This window comes from Gaiella sp., assembly GCF_035558935.1.
Lineage (GTDB): Bacteria > Actinomycetota > Thermoleophilia > Gaiellales > Gaiellaceae > Gaiella.
On the sequence record NZ_DATMBZ010000004.1, the window covers coordinates 1 to 15177 of the forward strand.

The 15177-nt window shown below is 72.8% G+C and carries 15 protein-coding genes; 5 read left to right on the forward strand and 10 right to left on the reverse strand.

Translation table 11 applies throughout. The annotated features are described in order from the left end of the window. From VNM44_RS00360 to VNM44_RS00370, 3 genes are all read right to left on the reverse strand, one after another. On the reverse strand, positions 1 to 237 hold a 237-nt coding region (locus tag VNM44_RS00360; protein WP_325621375.1), incomplete at its 3' end, for a hypothetical protein. 252 nt (positions 238 to 489) lie between these two features. Beyond that, positions 490 to 2004 (reverse strand): sugar transferase, encoded by a 1515-nt coding sequence (locus VNM44_RS00365; RefSeq protein ID WP_325621377.1) that lies wholly within the window; start codon positions 2002 to 2004, stop codon positions 490 to 492. Between the two features lie 9 nt (positions 2005 to 2013). Beyond that, entirely contained in the window at positions 2014 to 2754 is a 741-nt protein-coding gene (locus VNM44_RS00370) for a hypothetical protein (protein WP_325621379.1), read from the reverse strand. A 19-nt stretch (positions 2755 to 2773) separates the two neighbouring features. On the opposite strand from VNM44_RS00370, the gene VNM44_RS00375 reads away from it, so the two are divergent. Beyond that, positions 2774 to 4066: a glycosyltransferase family 39 protein gene (locus VNM44_RS00375; RefSeq protein ID WP_325621381.1), complete on the forward strand. Its 1293-nt coding sequence runs from the start codon at positions 2774 to 2776 to the stop codon at positions 4064 to 4066. On the opposite strand, the gene VNM44_RS00380 is transcribed toward VNM44_RS00375, so the two are convergent. From VNM44_RS00380 to VNM44_RS00400, 5 genes are read right to left on the reverse strand one after another with little or no spacing between them, the layout of a single operon-like run. Then, positions 3952 to 5130, reverse strand: a complete 1179-nt coding sequence (locus VNM44_RS00380; RefSeq protein WP_325621383.1) for a glycosyltransferase family 4 protein — start codon at positions 5128 to 5130, stop codon at positions 3952 to 3954. The genes VNM44_RS00375 and VNM44_RS00380 overlap by 115 nt on opposite strands. Next, positions 5127 to 6143 carry a glycosyltransferase family 4 protein gene (locus tag VNM44_RS00385; RefSeq protein ID WP_325621385.1) on the reverse strand — a complete coding sequence of 339 codons (1017 nt, stop codon included), beginning with the start codon at positions 6141 to 6143 and terminating at the stop codon, positions 5127 to 5129. Before VNM44_RS00385 ends, VNM44_RS00380 begins: the two co-directional genes overlap by 4 nt. After that, positions 6140 to 7270: a glycosyltransferase family 4 protein gene (locus tag VNM44_RS00390; protein WP_325621387.1), complete on the reverse strand. Its 1131-nt coding sequence runs from the start codon at positions 7268 to 7270 to the stop codon at positions 6140 to 6142. Before VNM44_RS00390 ends, VNM44_RS00385 begins: the two co-directional genes overlap by 4 nt. Then, the gene (locus VNM44_RS00395; RefSeq protein ID WP_325621389.1) at positions 7267 to 8379 is read right to left on the reverse strand and encodes a glycosyltransferase; all 1113 of its coding nucleotides are present in this window, start codon (positions 8377 to 8379) and stop codon (positions 7267 to 7269) included. Before VNM44_RS00395 ends, VNM44_RS00390 begins: the two co-directional genes overlap by 4 nt. Positions 8380 to 8390: 11 nt before the next feature. Continuing rightward, the gene (locus VNM44_RS00400) at positions 8391 to 9692 is read right to left on the reverse strand and encodes a lipopolysaccharide biosynthesis protein (RefSeq protein WP_325621391.1); all 1302 of its coding nucleotides are present in this window, start codon (positions 9690 to 9692) and stop codon (positions 8391 to 8393) included. Between the two features lie 52 nt (positions 9693 to 9744). Here VNM44_RS00400 and VNM44_RS00405 point away from each other — a divergent pair, with 52 nt between their 5' ends. From VNM44_RS00405 to VNM44_RS00420, 4 genes are read left to right on the forward strand one after another with little or no spacing between them, the layout of a single operon-like run. Next, positions 9745 to 11100 carry an O-antigen ligase family protein gene (locus tag VNM44_RS00405; RefSeq protein ID WP_325621393.1) on the forward strand — a complete coding sequence of 452 codons (1356 nt, stop codon included), beginning with the start codon at positions 9745 to 9747 and terminating at the stop codon, positions 11098 to 11100. Further along, entirely contained in the window at positions 11093 to 11794 is a 702-nt protein-coding gene (locus VNM44_RS00410; protein ID WP_325621395.1) for a class I SAM-dependent methyltransferase, read from the forward strand. The genes VNM44_RS00405 and VNM44_RS00410 overlap by 8 nt, the downstream gene beginning before the upstream one ends. Then, positions 11791 to 12735 (forward strand): SDR family oxidoreductase, encoded by a 945-nt coding sequence (locus VNM44_RS00415; RefSeq protein WP_325621397.1) that lies wholly within the window; start codon positions 11791 to 11793, stop codon positions 12733 to 12735. Before VNM44_RS00410 ends, VNM44_RS00415 begins: the two co-directional genes overlap by 4 nt. Next, entirely contained in the window at positions 12732 to 13142 is a 411-nt protein-coding gene (locus VNM44_RS00420) for a cupin domain-containing protein (protein ID WP_325621400.1), read from the forward strand. Before VNM44_RS00415 ends, VNM44_RS00420 begins: the two co-directional genes overlap by 4 nt. Before the next feature lie 12 nt (positions 13143 to 13154). Here VNM44_RS00420 and VNM44_RS00425 read toward each other — a convergent pair whose 3' ends face one another. Continuing rightward, positions 13155 to 14495, reverse strand: a complete 1341-nt coding sequence (locus VNM44_RS00425; RefSeq protein ID WP_325621402.1) for an O-antigen ligase family protein — start codon at positions 14493 to 14495, stop codon at positions 13155 to 13157. Beyond that, positions 14492 to 15109, reverse strand: coding sequence for a class I SAM-dependent methyltransferase (locus VNM44_RS00430; protein ID WP_325621404.1), 618 nt, complete (start codon positions 15107 to 15109; stop codon positions 14492 to 14494). The genes VNM44_RS00425 and VNM44_RS00430 overlap by 4 nt, the downstream gene beginning before the upstream one ends. Positions 15110 to 15177 lie beyond the last annotated feature (68 nt).

Here is a 15177-nt window from a genome sequence, read left to right on the forward strand (position 1 = left end):
CTTGAGGCGCGCGAGCCCGCTCCGCAACGCGGCGTAGCTCTCTCCCTCGCGATACGTCGGGTTGGGTGCCGTGCGCCACCAGGGAGACTCGACCGGCCGCCCGCGGTACGGCGTGACGACGAGGTCGACGCCCACCTCGTACAGCCCCTTCCAGAGCTGCCACCACGCGGGCGTGCAGCCGTAGCGGAAGTCGAGGTCGACCGCGGACGCCACGGCGAGGATGCGGGGCTGGCGCACGAGCGCCAGTGTAGGGACCTGCTCTGCCGGTCCCCGTGCGCCACGGCGGCCTCAGAGACCGATCTCTGTCAAGGGCAAAGCGTGCCGATCCCGTGCCGATCGATCAACAGCCCGAACCGCGTGGACAGAGAGGGTTTCTCCCGAGGACGCCTCTTCGTCACGCCTTCGTGCCAATCCGTCCACAGCCTTGACAGACGACGGTCTCTGAGACCGCCCTACGCCCTGGGGAGGCCCGCCACGACCGACCTCGGCTCAGTACGCGCCGCGGCCGCTCAGGACGGCCGGGATCGTGCGGGCGATGATCGACACGTCCGACCAGATCGACCAGTTCTCGATGTAGGTGAAGTCGAGCCGGACGAGGTCGTCGAACTCGAGCCCGGAGCGGCCCGAGATCTGCCAGAGCCCGGTCATCCCCGGGAGGACGAGCGAGCGAGCCCGGTGCCACTCCTGGAGCATCGCGTGGTCGCGGAGCGGCAACGGCCGCGGGCCGACGAGGCTCATCTCGCCGTGCAGGACGTTGACGAGCTGCGGCAGCTCGTCGAGCGACAGCCGCCGCAGCACCCGGCCGACCCGCGTGACGCGGGGGTCGTCTCGGATCTTGAAGAGCGCTCCCGACGCCTCGTTCTCCTCCTCGAGCGCGTCCTGCTGCTCGGCGGCCCCCGAGACCATGGTCCGGAACTTCAACATCCCGAACTCCTGCTCCCTGACGCCGACCCGTCGGGAGACGTAGAGCACCGGCCCGCGCGAGTCGAGCTTGATCGCGGCGGCAATCAGCAGCCACAGCGGAATCCCCAGGACGAGGAAGAGGATGGAGACGACGAGGTCGAACGCCCGCTTGGTCGCCCAGTCGACGCCGGTCAACATCGGCGGCCGCAGCTCGAACAGCGGAATGCCCTGACCGGGGACGTACTCGCCCTCGTGGACGAGGAGCTCGGTGGTCGTGGGAGCCAGCTTGACCTTGACCCCGTGCCGGTGCGCGAGCTGCACGACGTCGAGCACGGTCTGCTCGTCGAAGTGCGCCTCGGCGAGGACGACCTCGTCGGGTCGCTCGCTGTCGAGGAGAGCGGCGATCCGGTCGAGCGAGCCGCTGAGCCCGGCCGGCCCGGGTGCGACGGCCAGGACTGCGACGACGTCGACGCCGATGCCGCCACGCGAGGCGCGTAGCTGTCGCTCGAGATCGGGCAACGTGTCCTCCCCTCCGACGAGCAGCAGGCGCCTGCGGACTCCGGCCAGCCCCATCAGCTCGAGCGACACCGAGTCGTAGGCGGCGCGCAGGAGACTGATGGAGATCGCGCTCGTCGCGACGGCGGTCGGAATCAGCCCCGTCGTCGTGAAGTCGTAGTCCGTCCCGAAGCCGAACGCGAGGATGATCAGCGCGACGAGGACGAGCGCGGCCAGGATCCGCCCCGAGCCGGCGCGGCGCTCGCGAGGCGCGTAGAGGCCGGCCTGGAAGAAGACGATCACGGTGATGGGTGCGAGGAACGGCAGCCACTCCGCGGGGCCGGTGTCCCACAGGAGCGACCAGAAGACCGTGTCGCCGTAGACGAGCGAGCGGAGGACGAGTGCGCTGTAGAGGCCGAGCGCGAGCCCTGCGACGTCGGCGACGACGAGCGCCGCGACGCTCACGCCGCGGCGCAGGAGGCTGACGAACGGGCCCCGCGAGAGCAGGTAGAGGCGCGAGCGCCTGATGTCTCCGGGTGGCTCGCCGGGCGGCGCCGGCGTCGGCTCGGGGCGGGCAGGAGGCTTCGTGGGCGCCTCGCTCGGCACGCCGGGATTCTACGCCCGGAGGTCGGCCGCCTCCCCGCGCGCGAGGTCATCCCAGGCGACGACGCGGCCGTGCTCGCGTACGGCCGGCGCCAGTGCGTCGAGATCGGTCGCTGCGCTGCGGAGGCCGAGCATCCGGAGCGCCCAGACGATGACCGTCCGGCGAGGACGGGCGACGAGATCCGTGTCGTGGAAGTAGGCGTGGACTCGCGCCGGAAGCCCGGGAAGGAGAGCGGCGCGCGCGAGCGCGCCTGCGCCATGGGTCGTCGGGACGGCGACGAGGTTGCGGCCGTCGATCTCGATACGTGCCGGGGCGTCGAGCTCCACCCACGCCGCGTCGTCGGGCAGATACGGCGGGCGTGACGCCCGCGGCGTGCAGTCGACGTAGCCGAGCTCGGCACATGCGAGCGCCACCGAGCGGTCCGTGTACCACCCGCCGCCGCAGAAGAGCGTCGGCCGGGCCCCACGCTCGTGCAGCCACTCGGCCTCCCGCCGCACGCGTTCCGCGGGGTCACCCGTCGTCGGCCGGGCGTGCGTCGGGCTCGTGAAGTGGGTGTGGTGGCCGAATGGGCCGCGGTCCGCCGCCTCGCGCGCCCGTGCGAGCCAGCGCTCCTCGTCGCGCTCGCCGGCCCCGGCGTCGGGCGGACGCATGAGCGCGGCGATCGCGAGCCCGCCCGGCCGGCTCTCCTGCAGGTTCGAGAACGCGGCCCAGACACGGTCGTCGAGCGGTCGTTCGACGTGGCAGGAGACCACTGCGTACCGTTCCGGAGTCGTGGGCGACACAGCGCAACGGATACCACGTCCCGCGATCGCCCTCGTCGTCGCCGCCGCAGCGCTCCCCCGGCTCCTCGCCCTCGCGATCGAGCGCCACCAGATTCTCGAGGCGTACGTCGAGAAGAGCGACACGTTCGCGCAGACGCTCGTCTCGAGCGGCACCTTCGGCTTCCTCCCCGGGGTTCCGTCCGCCTACACACAGCCCCTCTACGCGTGGTTCCTCGCTGCGCTCTACTGGCCGCTCGAGCGCTCCTGGGCCGTCGTAGGGCTCGCGCAGGTGCTCGTAGCGGTCGCGACGGCGCTGCTCGTGCTGCTGATCGGCCGCCGGCTCGGGTCCGTTTCGACCGGCGTCGTCGCGGCGCTCATGACGACGCTGCACCCGTACCTCGTGTGGCACGACGTGCACGTCAACCGCGAGATCCTGGACGGCCTCCTCGCCGCCGCGATCGTGCTGCTCGCGCTCGTCGCCTTCGAGCGGCGCTCGCTCCTCTTCGCTCTCGCCACCGGCGCCGTCGTGGGCCTCGCGATCCTCTCGAACGCCCGGCTGCTCCTCCTGCCGCTCGTCCTCGCTCCCTACGTGGCGTGGCGGGTCCGTCCCGCACGCCGCGCCGTGCTCGCCGCGGTGCTCGTCGTCGTCGGGGCCGCGGCGGTCACCGCGCCCTGGGTGATCCGAAACGAGGTCGTGATCGGTTGCGCGACGATCACGACCGACACCCGCGCGCTCTGGAAGGCGAACAACCCCGCGACGTACGACGTCCTCGCGCGTGGCGGATGGATCGACGATGTCCCCGACCTCCCGAACGTCCCGCCGTGGCCCGAGAAGGCGGCCGGAATCTCGGTCGCCGCCGCGAAGGCCGTCGACGAGTGCGCGCAGGCGTCGTTCTACCGCGACGAGGTCTTCGACTTCTGGCGCGACCATCCCGGGGAGAAGGGGCGCCTCGCGGTGCAGGCCGTCGGGATGCTGTGGTCGCCGTTTCTCAGCGTCGCCGCCGACGACCCCGGCCAGCAGGGGCTCTCGAACCTCGCGCAGCGCACCGTCGAGCCGGCCTTCGTGATGCTGCTCTACGCCTTCGCGCTCTGGGGCGCCTTCCTCGCGCCGCGGCGCTTCGTCGTGCTCGCCGCGCTGCTCCTCGGCTTCAACACGCTGATGGCGATGGTCTTCGCCGGCACCGTGCGCTACCGCGCGCCCTGGGACTTCCTGCTGGCGCTGCTCGCGGCGTTCGCCGTCGAGCGTGCGTGGGAGCTCGTGCGGAGGCGCCGCGCCCCGGCCGCCGCGAGCGCCGCGCCGTAGATCGCCTCGATGCGGTCGGTGCAGCGCTCCTGCGAGAACTCTGCGAGCGCGCGTTCCCGACCGGCTGCGCCCATCATCGCGGCGCGTGCGCTGTCGCCCGCAACCGCAACGAGCGCCTCGGCGAGTGCGTCGGCGTCGCCCGACGGGACGAGGAGGCCCGTGCGACCGTGCTCGACGATCTCCGGCAGGCCGCCGACGTCGCTCGCGACCACGGGGCGGCCCCGCTCCATCGCCTCGAGCGCGACCATTCCGAACCCCTCGCCGAACGACGGCACGACGACGACCTCGGCCCGCTCGAAGACCGGCCCGGGCGGCGCCACGCGTCCGAGGAACGAGACGACGTCGACGATCCCGAGTCGTGAGGCGGACGCGCGCAGCTCGGCCTCGAGCGGTCCGTGGCCCGCCACTTCGAGCGTCACCTCCGCCAGCTGCTCCCGCACGAGCGCCAGTGCTCGGAGCAGGACGTCGTGGCCCTTGATCGGAACGAGACGGCCGACGACGGCGAGCCGCGGGACGCCCGGCAGCGGCGGAGGGGGCGGCCCGGCCTCGATCCCGTAGTGGACGATCTCGAACATCCCCGGGTCGAACCCCTCGTTCGCCGCGAGATAGCGCGCGAGGCCCGCCGAGATCGCGATGTGCACGTCCGCCAGGCGCGCGACGGCGCGGTCGGCCGCGGCGAAGGCCCTTCCGCTTCGGAACGGGTTGAAGCCGTGCTTCGTCGAGACGAGCACCGGCACCCGCGCGAGCCTGCCCGCGGCGAGGCCGTGGAAGTCGGCGTGGACGAGGTGCGTGTGGAGGATCGCCGGCCGCACACGGCGGATGATCCGAAGAAGTCGTGCGAACGACCGGGGATCGGCTGCCCAGGGAAGGCGCAGCCGCTCCACGCCGACGCCGCTCGCCTCGAGCCGGTCGGCGAGCTCCGCGGCGCCGGGCTCGCCCTCGTGGAGCATCACGAACCGGACGTCGAACCCGCGCTCCCGGAGCGCGGGCAGGAGGAGCAGGAGGTGGTTCTCGGAGCCCGAGATTCCCGCGACCTTCGCGACGTGCAGGACGCGGGCGCTCATCGCGCGAGCGCGACGACGCGGTCGGCCCAGACGTCGACCGAGTGCTCGCGCAGGACCACCTCGCGCAAGGAGCGGCCGACCGCGTTTCTGTCCAGGTCGCCGAGCCTGCGGATCGCCTCGACGAGCCCCTCGACGTCCCCGTGCGCGAAGCGCAGCTCGTCCGGCAGGAGCGTGTCGAACGCCGGGTTCGACGCGATCACCGGCAGGCACGTGGCCGCAGCCTCGTAGACGACCTTGTCGGTCGCGCCCTCGCGCATGTCGTTGACGAGCGCGTCGACTTCCGCATAGAGCCCGGGCACCGTGTGGTGAGGCGTCGGGCCACGGATCTCCACCCGGTCGAGGAGGCCGAGCTCGATCACGAGCCGCTCGAGCGCGATCCGGTAGAGCCGCTCGTCCTCGGTCACCGAGGGCCCGACGAGGAGGAGCGAGACCTCGGGAACCTGTTCGACTGCCCGCAGGATCGTCTCGAGACCCTTCGCGGGCGACGTGCGGCCGAGCGCCAGCAGCGTGAGGGGCTCCCGTGCAGGGCGGCCGACGCACTGGAGCCCCGAGACGTCGATCCCGTGCCCGATCGCAACGAGCTTGCGCGACCGCAGCGGAAAGGTGCGTGCGTCGACGCTGAGGACGCGCGTCGACATCCGCTCGGCGGTCGCGAGCAGCCGGCTGCGCCGCCAGTGGGTGAACCAGAGCAGCACCTTCACGCCGGTCGGCCGCGCGAGCGGCGCCGCGAGCACGGCGTAGATCGGGCACATGTGCGCGAGCACAGCCGCAGGTCGCGGCCGGCGTGCGAGCTCACGGGCGAGGGCCGTCTCGAACCGCAGGCCCCGTCCTGCGCGCCGGCTCGCGCGGAAGAGGCGCACGCGGCAGTTGTCCGGCAGGACCCCCTCCATCGCGCTGTCGGCGAGGACCACGAGCTCGTCCACGCGGGCCGCGAGCGCGCGCAGCTTGACGACCGTCGCGCCCAGGACGGGGCTCGACGGATCGACCTGCTGGGTGACGACGACGAGCCTCATGTGCGACGCGCCCCCACGGCCCGTGCGACGAGCTCGACCACCCGATCCGCGTATTCCTCGGGCGTGTACGTCCAGGCGTCCGCGCGGGCGCGTCCCTCGGCACCAAAGCGCTCGGCGAGCGCACGGTCGTTCAGGATGCGGACGAGCGCGTCTGCGATCTCGGACGGGCTGTCGGGGTCGACGAGGAGGCCGGTCTCGCCGTCCCAGACGACGTCCGGGATCCCGCCCGCTCTCGCGCCGACGACCGCGCGCCCCCGGCAGAGCGCCTCGAGCACGACGCGCGGTGTCCCCTCCGAGCGGGAGGCGAGCAACAGGAGCCACGCATCGTCGAACGCCTGCACGACGTCGGGGGTTTCAAGACGCCGCTCCCATGTCACCTGAGCAGGCAGCTCGCGGGCGAGCTCCTCGAGAACCTCTCGATGCTTGCCGTCGCTGACGAGCCGGAATCCGGCCTGCGGCAGCCGTTCGGCGGCCAGCCGGATCGCAGCCACGATGTTGTGGATGTTCTTGTACCGCTCGGCCACACCGACGAAGAGCGCCGTCGGGCGTTCCGGCAAGGGCGCGACCGGCGGCTCCGAGAACGCCGTCAGCTCCGTGTAGGTCGTGAACACCCCGGCCGGCTCGACGCCCGCGTCGCGGACGAGCCCTGTCGTGAACGGCGAGAGCGTGCGCACGGCGTCCGCGTGGCGGATCGCGACGAGTGCTGCGCGGTCCGCGAGAGGCGAGACCACGGCGCGCGCGGGCGAGCCGTAGAGCCGCGACCAGGTGCGCCAGTCGCCGTGGATCTCGACGACGACCGCGGCGTCGCTCCGGGCGAGCGTGCGGCCCGCGAACGCGGCGAGCGCCTCGTACGGGCTCTGGGCAAGGATCGCGTCCGCGGGTGACCGTCGCAGCTCGCGCGCGATCCGTACGGGTAGCGAGCCGTAGAACAGCGGCCCGTCCAACGCGCCGACCGGCGTTCCCCGCTGCAGGCCGAATGTCTCGTCGCCGGCTGCCTCGCCGCGCGGCGCGGCGCCGAGCACGCGGAGGTCGAGGCGTTCCCGCAGCGCGTCGAACTTGCGCCCGAGCGAGCCGTTCAACGGAAGGCGGTAGCGGGTCCGCCCCACCATCAGGACGCGCGGCTTCATGCGTCGTCCACGATCGCATCCACGATCAGCCGGAGGATACGCGGCTCCGAGAGCCCGTCGACCGATCCCGGCGCCGCCGCCGCGAGCGCGCGCCGAAGATCCTCCTCGCGTACGAGCCGTGCGACGGCCGCGGCGATTGCGTCCACGTCGTGCGGCGGCACGAGCAGCCCGTTCTCGCCGTCGACGACCACCTCGGGAATCCCGCCCACCGCCGTCGCGATCACCGGCGTCCCGACTGCGAGCGCCTCGAGCACGGTGTGCGGCAGGTTCTCCCACGCGGACGTCACGAGCACCGCATCGGCCGCTCGGAAGAGCCTCAGGACGTCGTCGCGCGTCCCGGCGCCGAGGAAGCGCACGCGGTCGGAGACACCAAGGGTTTCCGCCTCACGCTCGAGAGCCGGTCGTTCGGAGCCGTCGCCGAGGACGAAGAGCTCCACCGCGGGCACGCGGGCGATCGCCTGCAACGCGTCCGGGAGCGCCTTCTGGGCGGTGAGTCGTCCCGCGGTCGCGAGCGCCGGCCCGGTGACGCCGAGCGCCGCACGGGCTTCTTCACGTGACGGGAGCTGCGGCAGCTCGGGTGCGGGGTTCGGGACGACCCTCACGCGCTCCGGCGCGAGGCCCCGGCCGCGGGCGATCCCGCGGAGGTAGGCGCTCGGGACGAGCACGCGCTCGGCCCGCCGGAGCGCGACGGTCCGGGTCGCGCGCAGCAGACGGCGTCGCGGACCGCCACGCGCGGCCTGGAACTCCTCCAACGAGCCGTCGAAGCGGCCCGACCGCCGCTCGCGCTCGAACGCCTCGTCGGCGACCAGCTTGACGACGAGCGGCCTCCGGGCCAGCGCGGCGCCGAGGGCCGCGCGTCGCACCATCGTCGTCGCGTAGACGCGGTCGGCATCCCGGGCGGCGGAGGCCACCTCGCGTACGACGGCGAGGTGGCGAAGCGGCGCGGGCCGCGAGCGCGCGACCCAGCGCACGGGATACGGCCGCGACTCAGGAGCGACGTCTGCGGTCGTCACGACCTCCACCTCGTGACCCGCCTCGAGCAGAGCCGCCGCGAGCGCGGGGGCATGACTCGACGGCCCGCCGACGTCGGGCGGCCAGATGCCCGACACGAGGACGACTCTCACGAGCCGGCCGCGCTCGGGGCGCCGACGCGGCGGGCCGTACGCAGCTCGGCTCTCAGCCGGACCAGCACGACCGCCCAGGTCGCCGCGAAGACGAGCGTCGAGACGAGGACCGCGACGGCCGCGCCGGTCACGTCCCACCGTGCGCCGAAGACGAGGACCAGGGGCAGCAGCACGGCGGTTTCGATGCCGTGGGTGACGATTCGGAGGTGCGGCCGCCCGATCGTCACCGGGAGGGACTTCGACCAGCCGAGCACGAGCAGGATCGCCGCGGCGACGAGGACGATGCGCGCGGCGTCGACCGCCGGGAGGTACTCGCTCCCGAAGACGACGCGGACGAGCCACGGCATCGCGAGGAGGAAGACGGGAACGGCGACGACCGCGACTCCCGCGGCGCCGAGCGTATAGCGACGAAGGCCCTGCATGACGTTCTCCTCGCGCCCGTGCTCCCAGTCCCGCGTCTGCTCGGTCAGGAGCACGAGCCGGACGGGTGCGCTCGCGGCCGAGAACCCGCTCTGCGGCGCCTGGGCGACGCGGTAGTAGCCGACCTGCGTCGTCCCCGCCACGAGGCCGAGCAGCACGGGCGTCAGGGCCGCACGAAGCGAGATCACTCCCGTCGCGACGCTCGACTGGACGACGAACGAGACGATCTCGCGCCGGTCGCTCCCGAGCGGCGTCGGCTCGGCGCGCGGAAATCGGCGCAGCGCGACCGTTCCCGCGGTGGCGACCAGAGCGGTGGCGAGGAGCTGGCCCAGCGCGAGCGCGCCGAGTGCCGCGGTGACGCCGATCGATGCGCCGACGAGGATGGCGAGCAGTCGTATCGCCATCGTCACGGACAGAAGCGCGCCGCGCAGGTCGTAGCGCCCGCGCAGCAGGAGGGCGCTCGCGGAGACGTTCTCCGGCGAGGCGAGGAAGGGGATCGCCGCCGCCGCGGCCATCGGCCCGGCGAGGCCGTCCGTGCCGAAGATCGAGTCGGCGAACGGGGCGAGCGCGAGGATCACGAGAGACGCGAGCGCACCCCCGAGGAGCTTGAGCTCGAGCGCGCGGCGGAAGAGGCGGTGGAGCTTGCCCCACTCCTTGCCGGCGACGTAGCGGAAGCCGAATTTCGTCAGGCTCTCCTCGACGGTGAGGTCGAGGAGCGTCTGCGCGAGGCCGACGATGGCCGTCACCGTCGCGAAGCGCCCGAAGTCGTGGAGGCCGAGGATCCGCGCCGCCGCGATCGTGCCGAGGATGCCGAGGGCGACCGAGAGGTAGAGCCCGGCTGCGGTCGCGAAACGGCGCCGGAGAACGCTCGGTGCCATGTGACGGGTCAGTGTAGGGGCGCCGGGTGAGGCCCTCGCTACAGTCCGCCGCGTGACGGCCGAGCCGCTGCCCCGGGCGCACCCGTCCGCGGGGACGCTGCGGGCACTCGTCGGGAATGCGGCGCCCGAGGCAGTCGTGCTCGCCGCCGCCATCCCGTTCCTCTTCCTGCATGCGACCTACCAGCCGACGGTGTCGCTCGGCCTCGGCGACTCGTCGGTCGACGTCACGCTCGCCGACGCCGCGATCGCGTGCGTCCTCGCGGCCGCCGCCGTCCGCGCGCGGCACGAGGGCTGGCAGCCGCTCCGCCGTGCGTGGGTCGTGCCCGCGCTGGCGGCGGCGTTCGTCCTCGCGGGGGCGGTCTCGCTCGCGACGCCGTCGCTCCTCGGCGAGGACTACGACCTGACGACGCACGCGATCAGCCTTGCGAAGTTCGCGTGGTACGCGACCCTCCTGCCGGCGACCGTCCTGCTCGTCCGCTCGACGCTCGACGCCGTGCCGCTGCTGCGGGCGGTGACGGCGTGGACCGTCGCCGCGACCTCGTGGGGGCTGCTCCAGTTCCTCGGCATCGTCTCGGAGTTCGAGGGAAAGCGGCCGGGGCAGCGGGAGCCGTCGTTCGTCGGCATCCACGATTTCGCCGCGCTCTCGGGCGCCGCGCTCGTCGTCGGGGCGGCCGGGATCGCACTCGGCGACGGCCGGCCGACGGGCCGGCGCTGGTCGCTCGTCGCGCTCGCGACGGGTGCGCTCGGCGTCGTCCTCTCCGGCGCGATGACGGCGGTCGTCGGGCTCTGGTTGGCGCTGGCGGCCGTCCTCCTCGGAGCCCGCGCGGTGCGCACCCTGCGTCCCCGCGCCGCGCTCGCGCTTGCCGCGGTCGTGTTGCTCGTCACGGCCGGGACGGCCGTCATGAGGGCGAGCACCATCGAGCGGTTCGCCGAGTTCATCGGCCTTCGAGAGCGGGTGGCCGACACGGGTGTGGAGAGCTACGCGCACCGCACGCTGCTCGCCTACATCGGCGGGCGCATCTGGCTCGACCGGCCCGTCACGGGCGTCGGCTGGCAGGCCTCGAGCGAAGAATGGGCCTACGGGCCGTTCCTCGCCGACGCACGGGCGCGCTTTCCGAGCGAGCCCGACCAGGCCTTTCCCTCGCCGGAGCATCCGTGGGGAATCCAGATGCTCTACCTCCAGGCGGCCGCCGACCTGGGAATCGCCGGGATCGCGCTCCTGCTCGGACTCGCGGCCGCCGGCGTGACCGCGGGGATCCGCGGCCTCCGCTCGTCGCCGGCCGCGCTCGTCGGGCTCGGCTGGCTCTGCGTCGTCGCGGGCGTCTGGACCGGGATCGGCCTCGTCGCCGGGCTGCCGCTCGGCGCCCTGACGTGGATCGCGTTCGGGCTGGTGACCGTCCGTGACTGACGAGCGGCTCGACCCGCCCCTCTCGACGCCGACCTACGCGGTGCGCGCTCCGCTCGTCCGCTGGCTCGCCGCCGAGGCCGCCCGCGCCGCAACCGAGCTCGGTGCCTACCGGCTGCTCGACGTGGGCTGCGGCGAGATGCCGTACCTCGACCTCTTCGAGCCCCACACGCAGGAGATCGTCGGCCTGGACACGTGGGACAACCCCCGCGCGTCGCTGCGGGGGCCGATCGAGGCGATCCCGGCCCCGGACGCCTCGTTCGACGTCGTCCTCTGCGCACAGGTGCTCGAGCACGTCGACGACCCCGCGCAGGGCGTGCGCGAGCTCGGCCGGGTCACACGCCCCGGTGGACGCGTGCTCCTCTCGACGCACGGGACGTTCGTCTACCACCCGAACCCCGTCGACCTCTGGCGCTGGACGGGCGCAGGCCTCGGGCGGCTCTTCTCGGAGAACGGCGAGTGGGCTTCGGTTACGGTGTCCGCCGGCTCCGGCACGGCCTCGTCACTCGCGATGCTGAACGCGATCTACCTCGAGCACGTCCTGCGGCGCACGCCGCTGCGCCCGCTGCGCGGGGCGCTCGTCTCCGGGCTCAACCGAGCCGCGCGCGCTCTCGACCGGCGCTTCGAGCTCCTGCGCGACGAACGGCCGGGCACGCTCGCAGCCAACTACCACGTCGTCGCCGACCGGGCCGCATGACCCGGGTGCTCGTGACAGGCGGCGCGGGCTTCATCGGCTCGAACCTCGTCGAGCGGCTGCTCGCGCGTGGCGACGACGTTCGCGTGCTCGACAACTTCTCGACGGGGAGCCGCGCGAACCTCGCCGCGCTCGGGCGCGAGGTCGAGGTGGTCGAAGGCGATCTCCGCTCCTACGAGCGTGTCCACACCGCGGTGCGAGGCGTCGAGGTCGTCTTCCACCAGGGCGCGCTCGGCTCGGTGCCGCGTTCCGTGCAGGATCCGCTCACGTCGACGGCCGTCAACGTCGAAGGCACGCTGAACGTCCTCCTCGCGGCCCGCGACGAGGGGATCCGCCGCGTCGTCGCGGCGTCGTCGTCCTCCGTCTACGGCGACGGCGGCACCTTTCCCCGCGTCGAGACGCAGGCGCCGAACCCCCTCTCCCCGTACGCCGTCGCGAAGCTCGCCGCCGAGCGGTTCTGTGTCAGCTTCACTCGCGTCTACGGGATCGAGACCGTTGCGCTGCGGTACTTCAACGTCTTCGGGCGCCGGCAGGACCCGACTTCCCAGTACGCCGCGGTCGTGCCGCGCTTCATCCGGGCGATTGCGGACGGACGGCCCGTCACGGTGCACGGCGACGGGGAGCAGTCCCGCGATTTCACCTACGTCGAGAACGTCGTCGACGCGAACCTGCTCGCAGCGGACGCGCCGGCCGCCGTCGGGCGCGTTCTCAACGTCGCGACCGGCGGCTCCGAGACGGTCAACCACCTCGCGGAGACGATCGGCAGGATCCTCGACCGGCCGGTCGAGAAGAGCTTCGGCCCCCCGCAGCCCGGTGACGTGCGAGAGTCGTGGGCCGACGTGACCGCGGCGCGCGAGGCGATCGGGTACGAGCCGACGGTCGAGTTCGAGGAAGGGCTACGGCGGACGATCGACGCCGTGCTCGGCACGAGAGGAGCGACATGACACACGGTTTCGGGACGATCGACGAGCTCGGCGACGGCTACGGCTTCCGCAAGGTGCGCCAGGCGCTCGGCGTGGAGGCCTTCGGCGTCAACGTGATCGTGATGCCGGGCGGCTACACGGGCTTCCACCACTACCACGACGAACAGGACGAGCTCTACTTCGTCCACGCCGGCACCGCGAAGGTGGAGGTCGAGGGTGAGGAGCGACTGCTCGGCCCGGGCGGGATGGTGCACGTCTCGTCGACGACGCCTCGCCGTGTCTCGAACGGCGGCGACGAGGACCTCGTGATGCTCGTCGTCGGCGCGAAGGGCGGCTACGTCGGCCGCGACGGCCACATGGTCGACGAGGCGGACGTCGAGCGGCGCGCGAGCTTCGGCTCCGGTGCCCCGCCTTCGCCGGGGCACTAGAACAGGGGCCCGTCAGAGGACGCCCTCGGGTGTAGGAGTTCCAGGTGCGGCGCGGAGCGCCGCACCTGCGAGGGCGAACACGGCGACCGAGAGCCAGTGGATCCCGATCACGTCGGTCTGGAGCCCGAGCACGGCGACAGCGGCGACCGACGCGGCGAGCCACTGCGATCGCGGCACGAGGGCGACGAAGAGGGCGACGAGCCACCCCACGAACGCCACGAAGCCGAGCAGCCCGGCATCCACGCCGAGCTCGGTGTACGTCGACTCGCCGGCCTTCGGCGTCAGCCCCGTCCGCGACGCCGAGACGCCGGCGTTGCCGAGCCCGTAGCCCCACGGGTGTCGCGCCACCGTGCGAATGCCGTCCCGGAGCGCCGTCAGATGGCTCGACGTCGAGCTCTCTCCCGTCGAGAACGGGTCGTCGCTCTTGACCCCGCCCTGCGCCGCATTGTTCCGCAGGCATGCGAGCTCGGCCGGGGTGTACGTCGTCGTCGGCCCGATGGTCGGAAAGAGCGCGACGAAGGCGATCGAGACGACGACGGACGCGGCCGCGAGCAACGCCGGCGGCCAGGAGCGCCGCAGGAGGGCGAGCACGAGCAGCCCCGCGGGGAGCGCGACGAATCCGGCGCGCGTGTGCGTCCAGAGCAGGCCCGCGTAGACGACGATGCCGGCCGCGACGGTCCATCGGCGCGGCCTCATGGCGACGACAAGAAGCATGACGATCACCAGCGCGTACGAGGTCGCGAGCGGGCTCAGGAAGGTCGACACGAGCCGGCGCGCCGGGCTCTCCTCGTCGGTGTTCAGAATCCAGTTCTCCGGGAGGCCGGAGAGACAGCGGTAGGCGAGCCCGAGCTGCTGCGAGAACCAGTCCGGTACGCCCGAGTCGCGCCACCACTGGAACGGCACGAGGTAGACGTCCACCAGTCCCCACGTTGCGAGACCCACTCCGACGCCGACGAGCGTCGCGACCACACGCCGCCACCAGGTGCGGTCGAGGACGAGCAGGCGCCCGAGGATGTACGCGCCGAGAGGGAGCAGGTGGTGACGGAGGGCGTAGAGCTCGCCGCGCGCCGTCGCCTCTCCGCCCAGCCACGATTGCGGCAGGAGCCAGTAGAGGACGACGATCGCGCCGTACGCGAGCGCGAACCGATCGGCCCAGCCGAGTCGCGGAAGCGCCCCGGCCCCGATCAGCGCCGCGGCCACCGCCACGAGCAAAAGCGCGTCCTTCCAGGCCGCGACCACGTCGAGCGCGGTGTCGCGGGTGCCCACCTGCCAGAGGAGCGCCATTGCGAGGTTGTGGAGCGCGAGCCCGACGAGGAGAGCGAGCAGCGCGACGCGAGGGAATCGCTGCGTCACGTGGTCGCGACGAGTGTCATGCCGAGATTGCGGATCTCGACCTCGCCGGGGAAGAGGCGGCGCAGGTCGGAAGGCCCGAGCAGGTGGTTCTCCCCGGCCCACGGCTTGCCGGCCAGCTCGTAGACGCGTGTCGCAAGTGGCTGCGGCAGCCAGTGGACGAGCGGCAGCCGGGTGTGCACCTCGATCGGGAACCAGCGGTTGGGCGTCGTCAGGAACACACGCCGGCCGACCCGGAGCGCCTCTCGGACGAACGCCTGCTGACGTTCGTGCCCTCCGACGTGCTCGATGACGGCGTTCGAGTACACGACGTCGAAGGTCGCGTCTGCGAAGGGCAGGGCGCACGCATCGCCCTGGACGTACTCGATCCGCGGATAGCGGGCGCGGAAACGTGTCCCGTCGTGGAGCCCGAGTGCGGTGAGCCGCTCCGGCCACGGATATCGCTCCTCGAGGAAGTTGTGGGTCGTGCAGCCACTCTCGCCGCCCGACTCGCCGAGCGACACCTCGTCGACGCCGACGTCGAGCACCGTCGTCGACGGGTCGGGACGGATCAGCTCCAGGAAGAGCGCGAGCTTTCGCCTGCGCGAGCGGAGCGAGATCGCGTCGGCGAGCCGCACGGCGGGAGATTAGGGATGGATGACGACAGGCGTCCCGAGCGGAAGCCGCGCGAGCTCGTGCAGAGTCT

Excerpts from the sequence above, each read along its gene's own strand:
- VNM44_RS00415 (WP_325621397.1), top strand. The coding sequence starts at position 11,791 with ATGACCCGGGTGCTCGTGACAGGCGGCGCGGGCTTCATCGGCTCGAAC.
- VNM44_RS00420 (WP_325621400.1), top strand. The coding sequence starts at position 12,732 with ATGACACACGGTTTCGGGACGATCGACGAGCTCGGCGACGGCTACGGC.
- VNM44_RS00385 (WP_325621385.1), bottom strand. The coding sequence starts at position 6,143 with ATGAGGCTCGTCGTCGTCACCCAGCAGGTCGATCCGTCGAGCCCCGTC.
- VNM44_RS00380 (WP_325621383.1), bottom strand. The coding sequence starts at position 5,130 with ATGAGCGCCCGCGTCCTGCACGTCGCGAAGGTCGCGGGAATCTCGGGC.
- VNM44_RS00390 (WP_325621387.1), bottom strand. The coding sequence starts at position 7,270 with ATGAAGCCGCGCGTCCTGATGGTGGGGCGGACCCGCTACCGCCTTCCG.
- VNM44_RS00400 (WP_325621391.1), bottom strand. The coding sequence starts at position 9,692 with ATGGCACCGAGCGTTCTCCGGCGCCGTTTCGCGACCGCAGCCGGGCTC.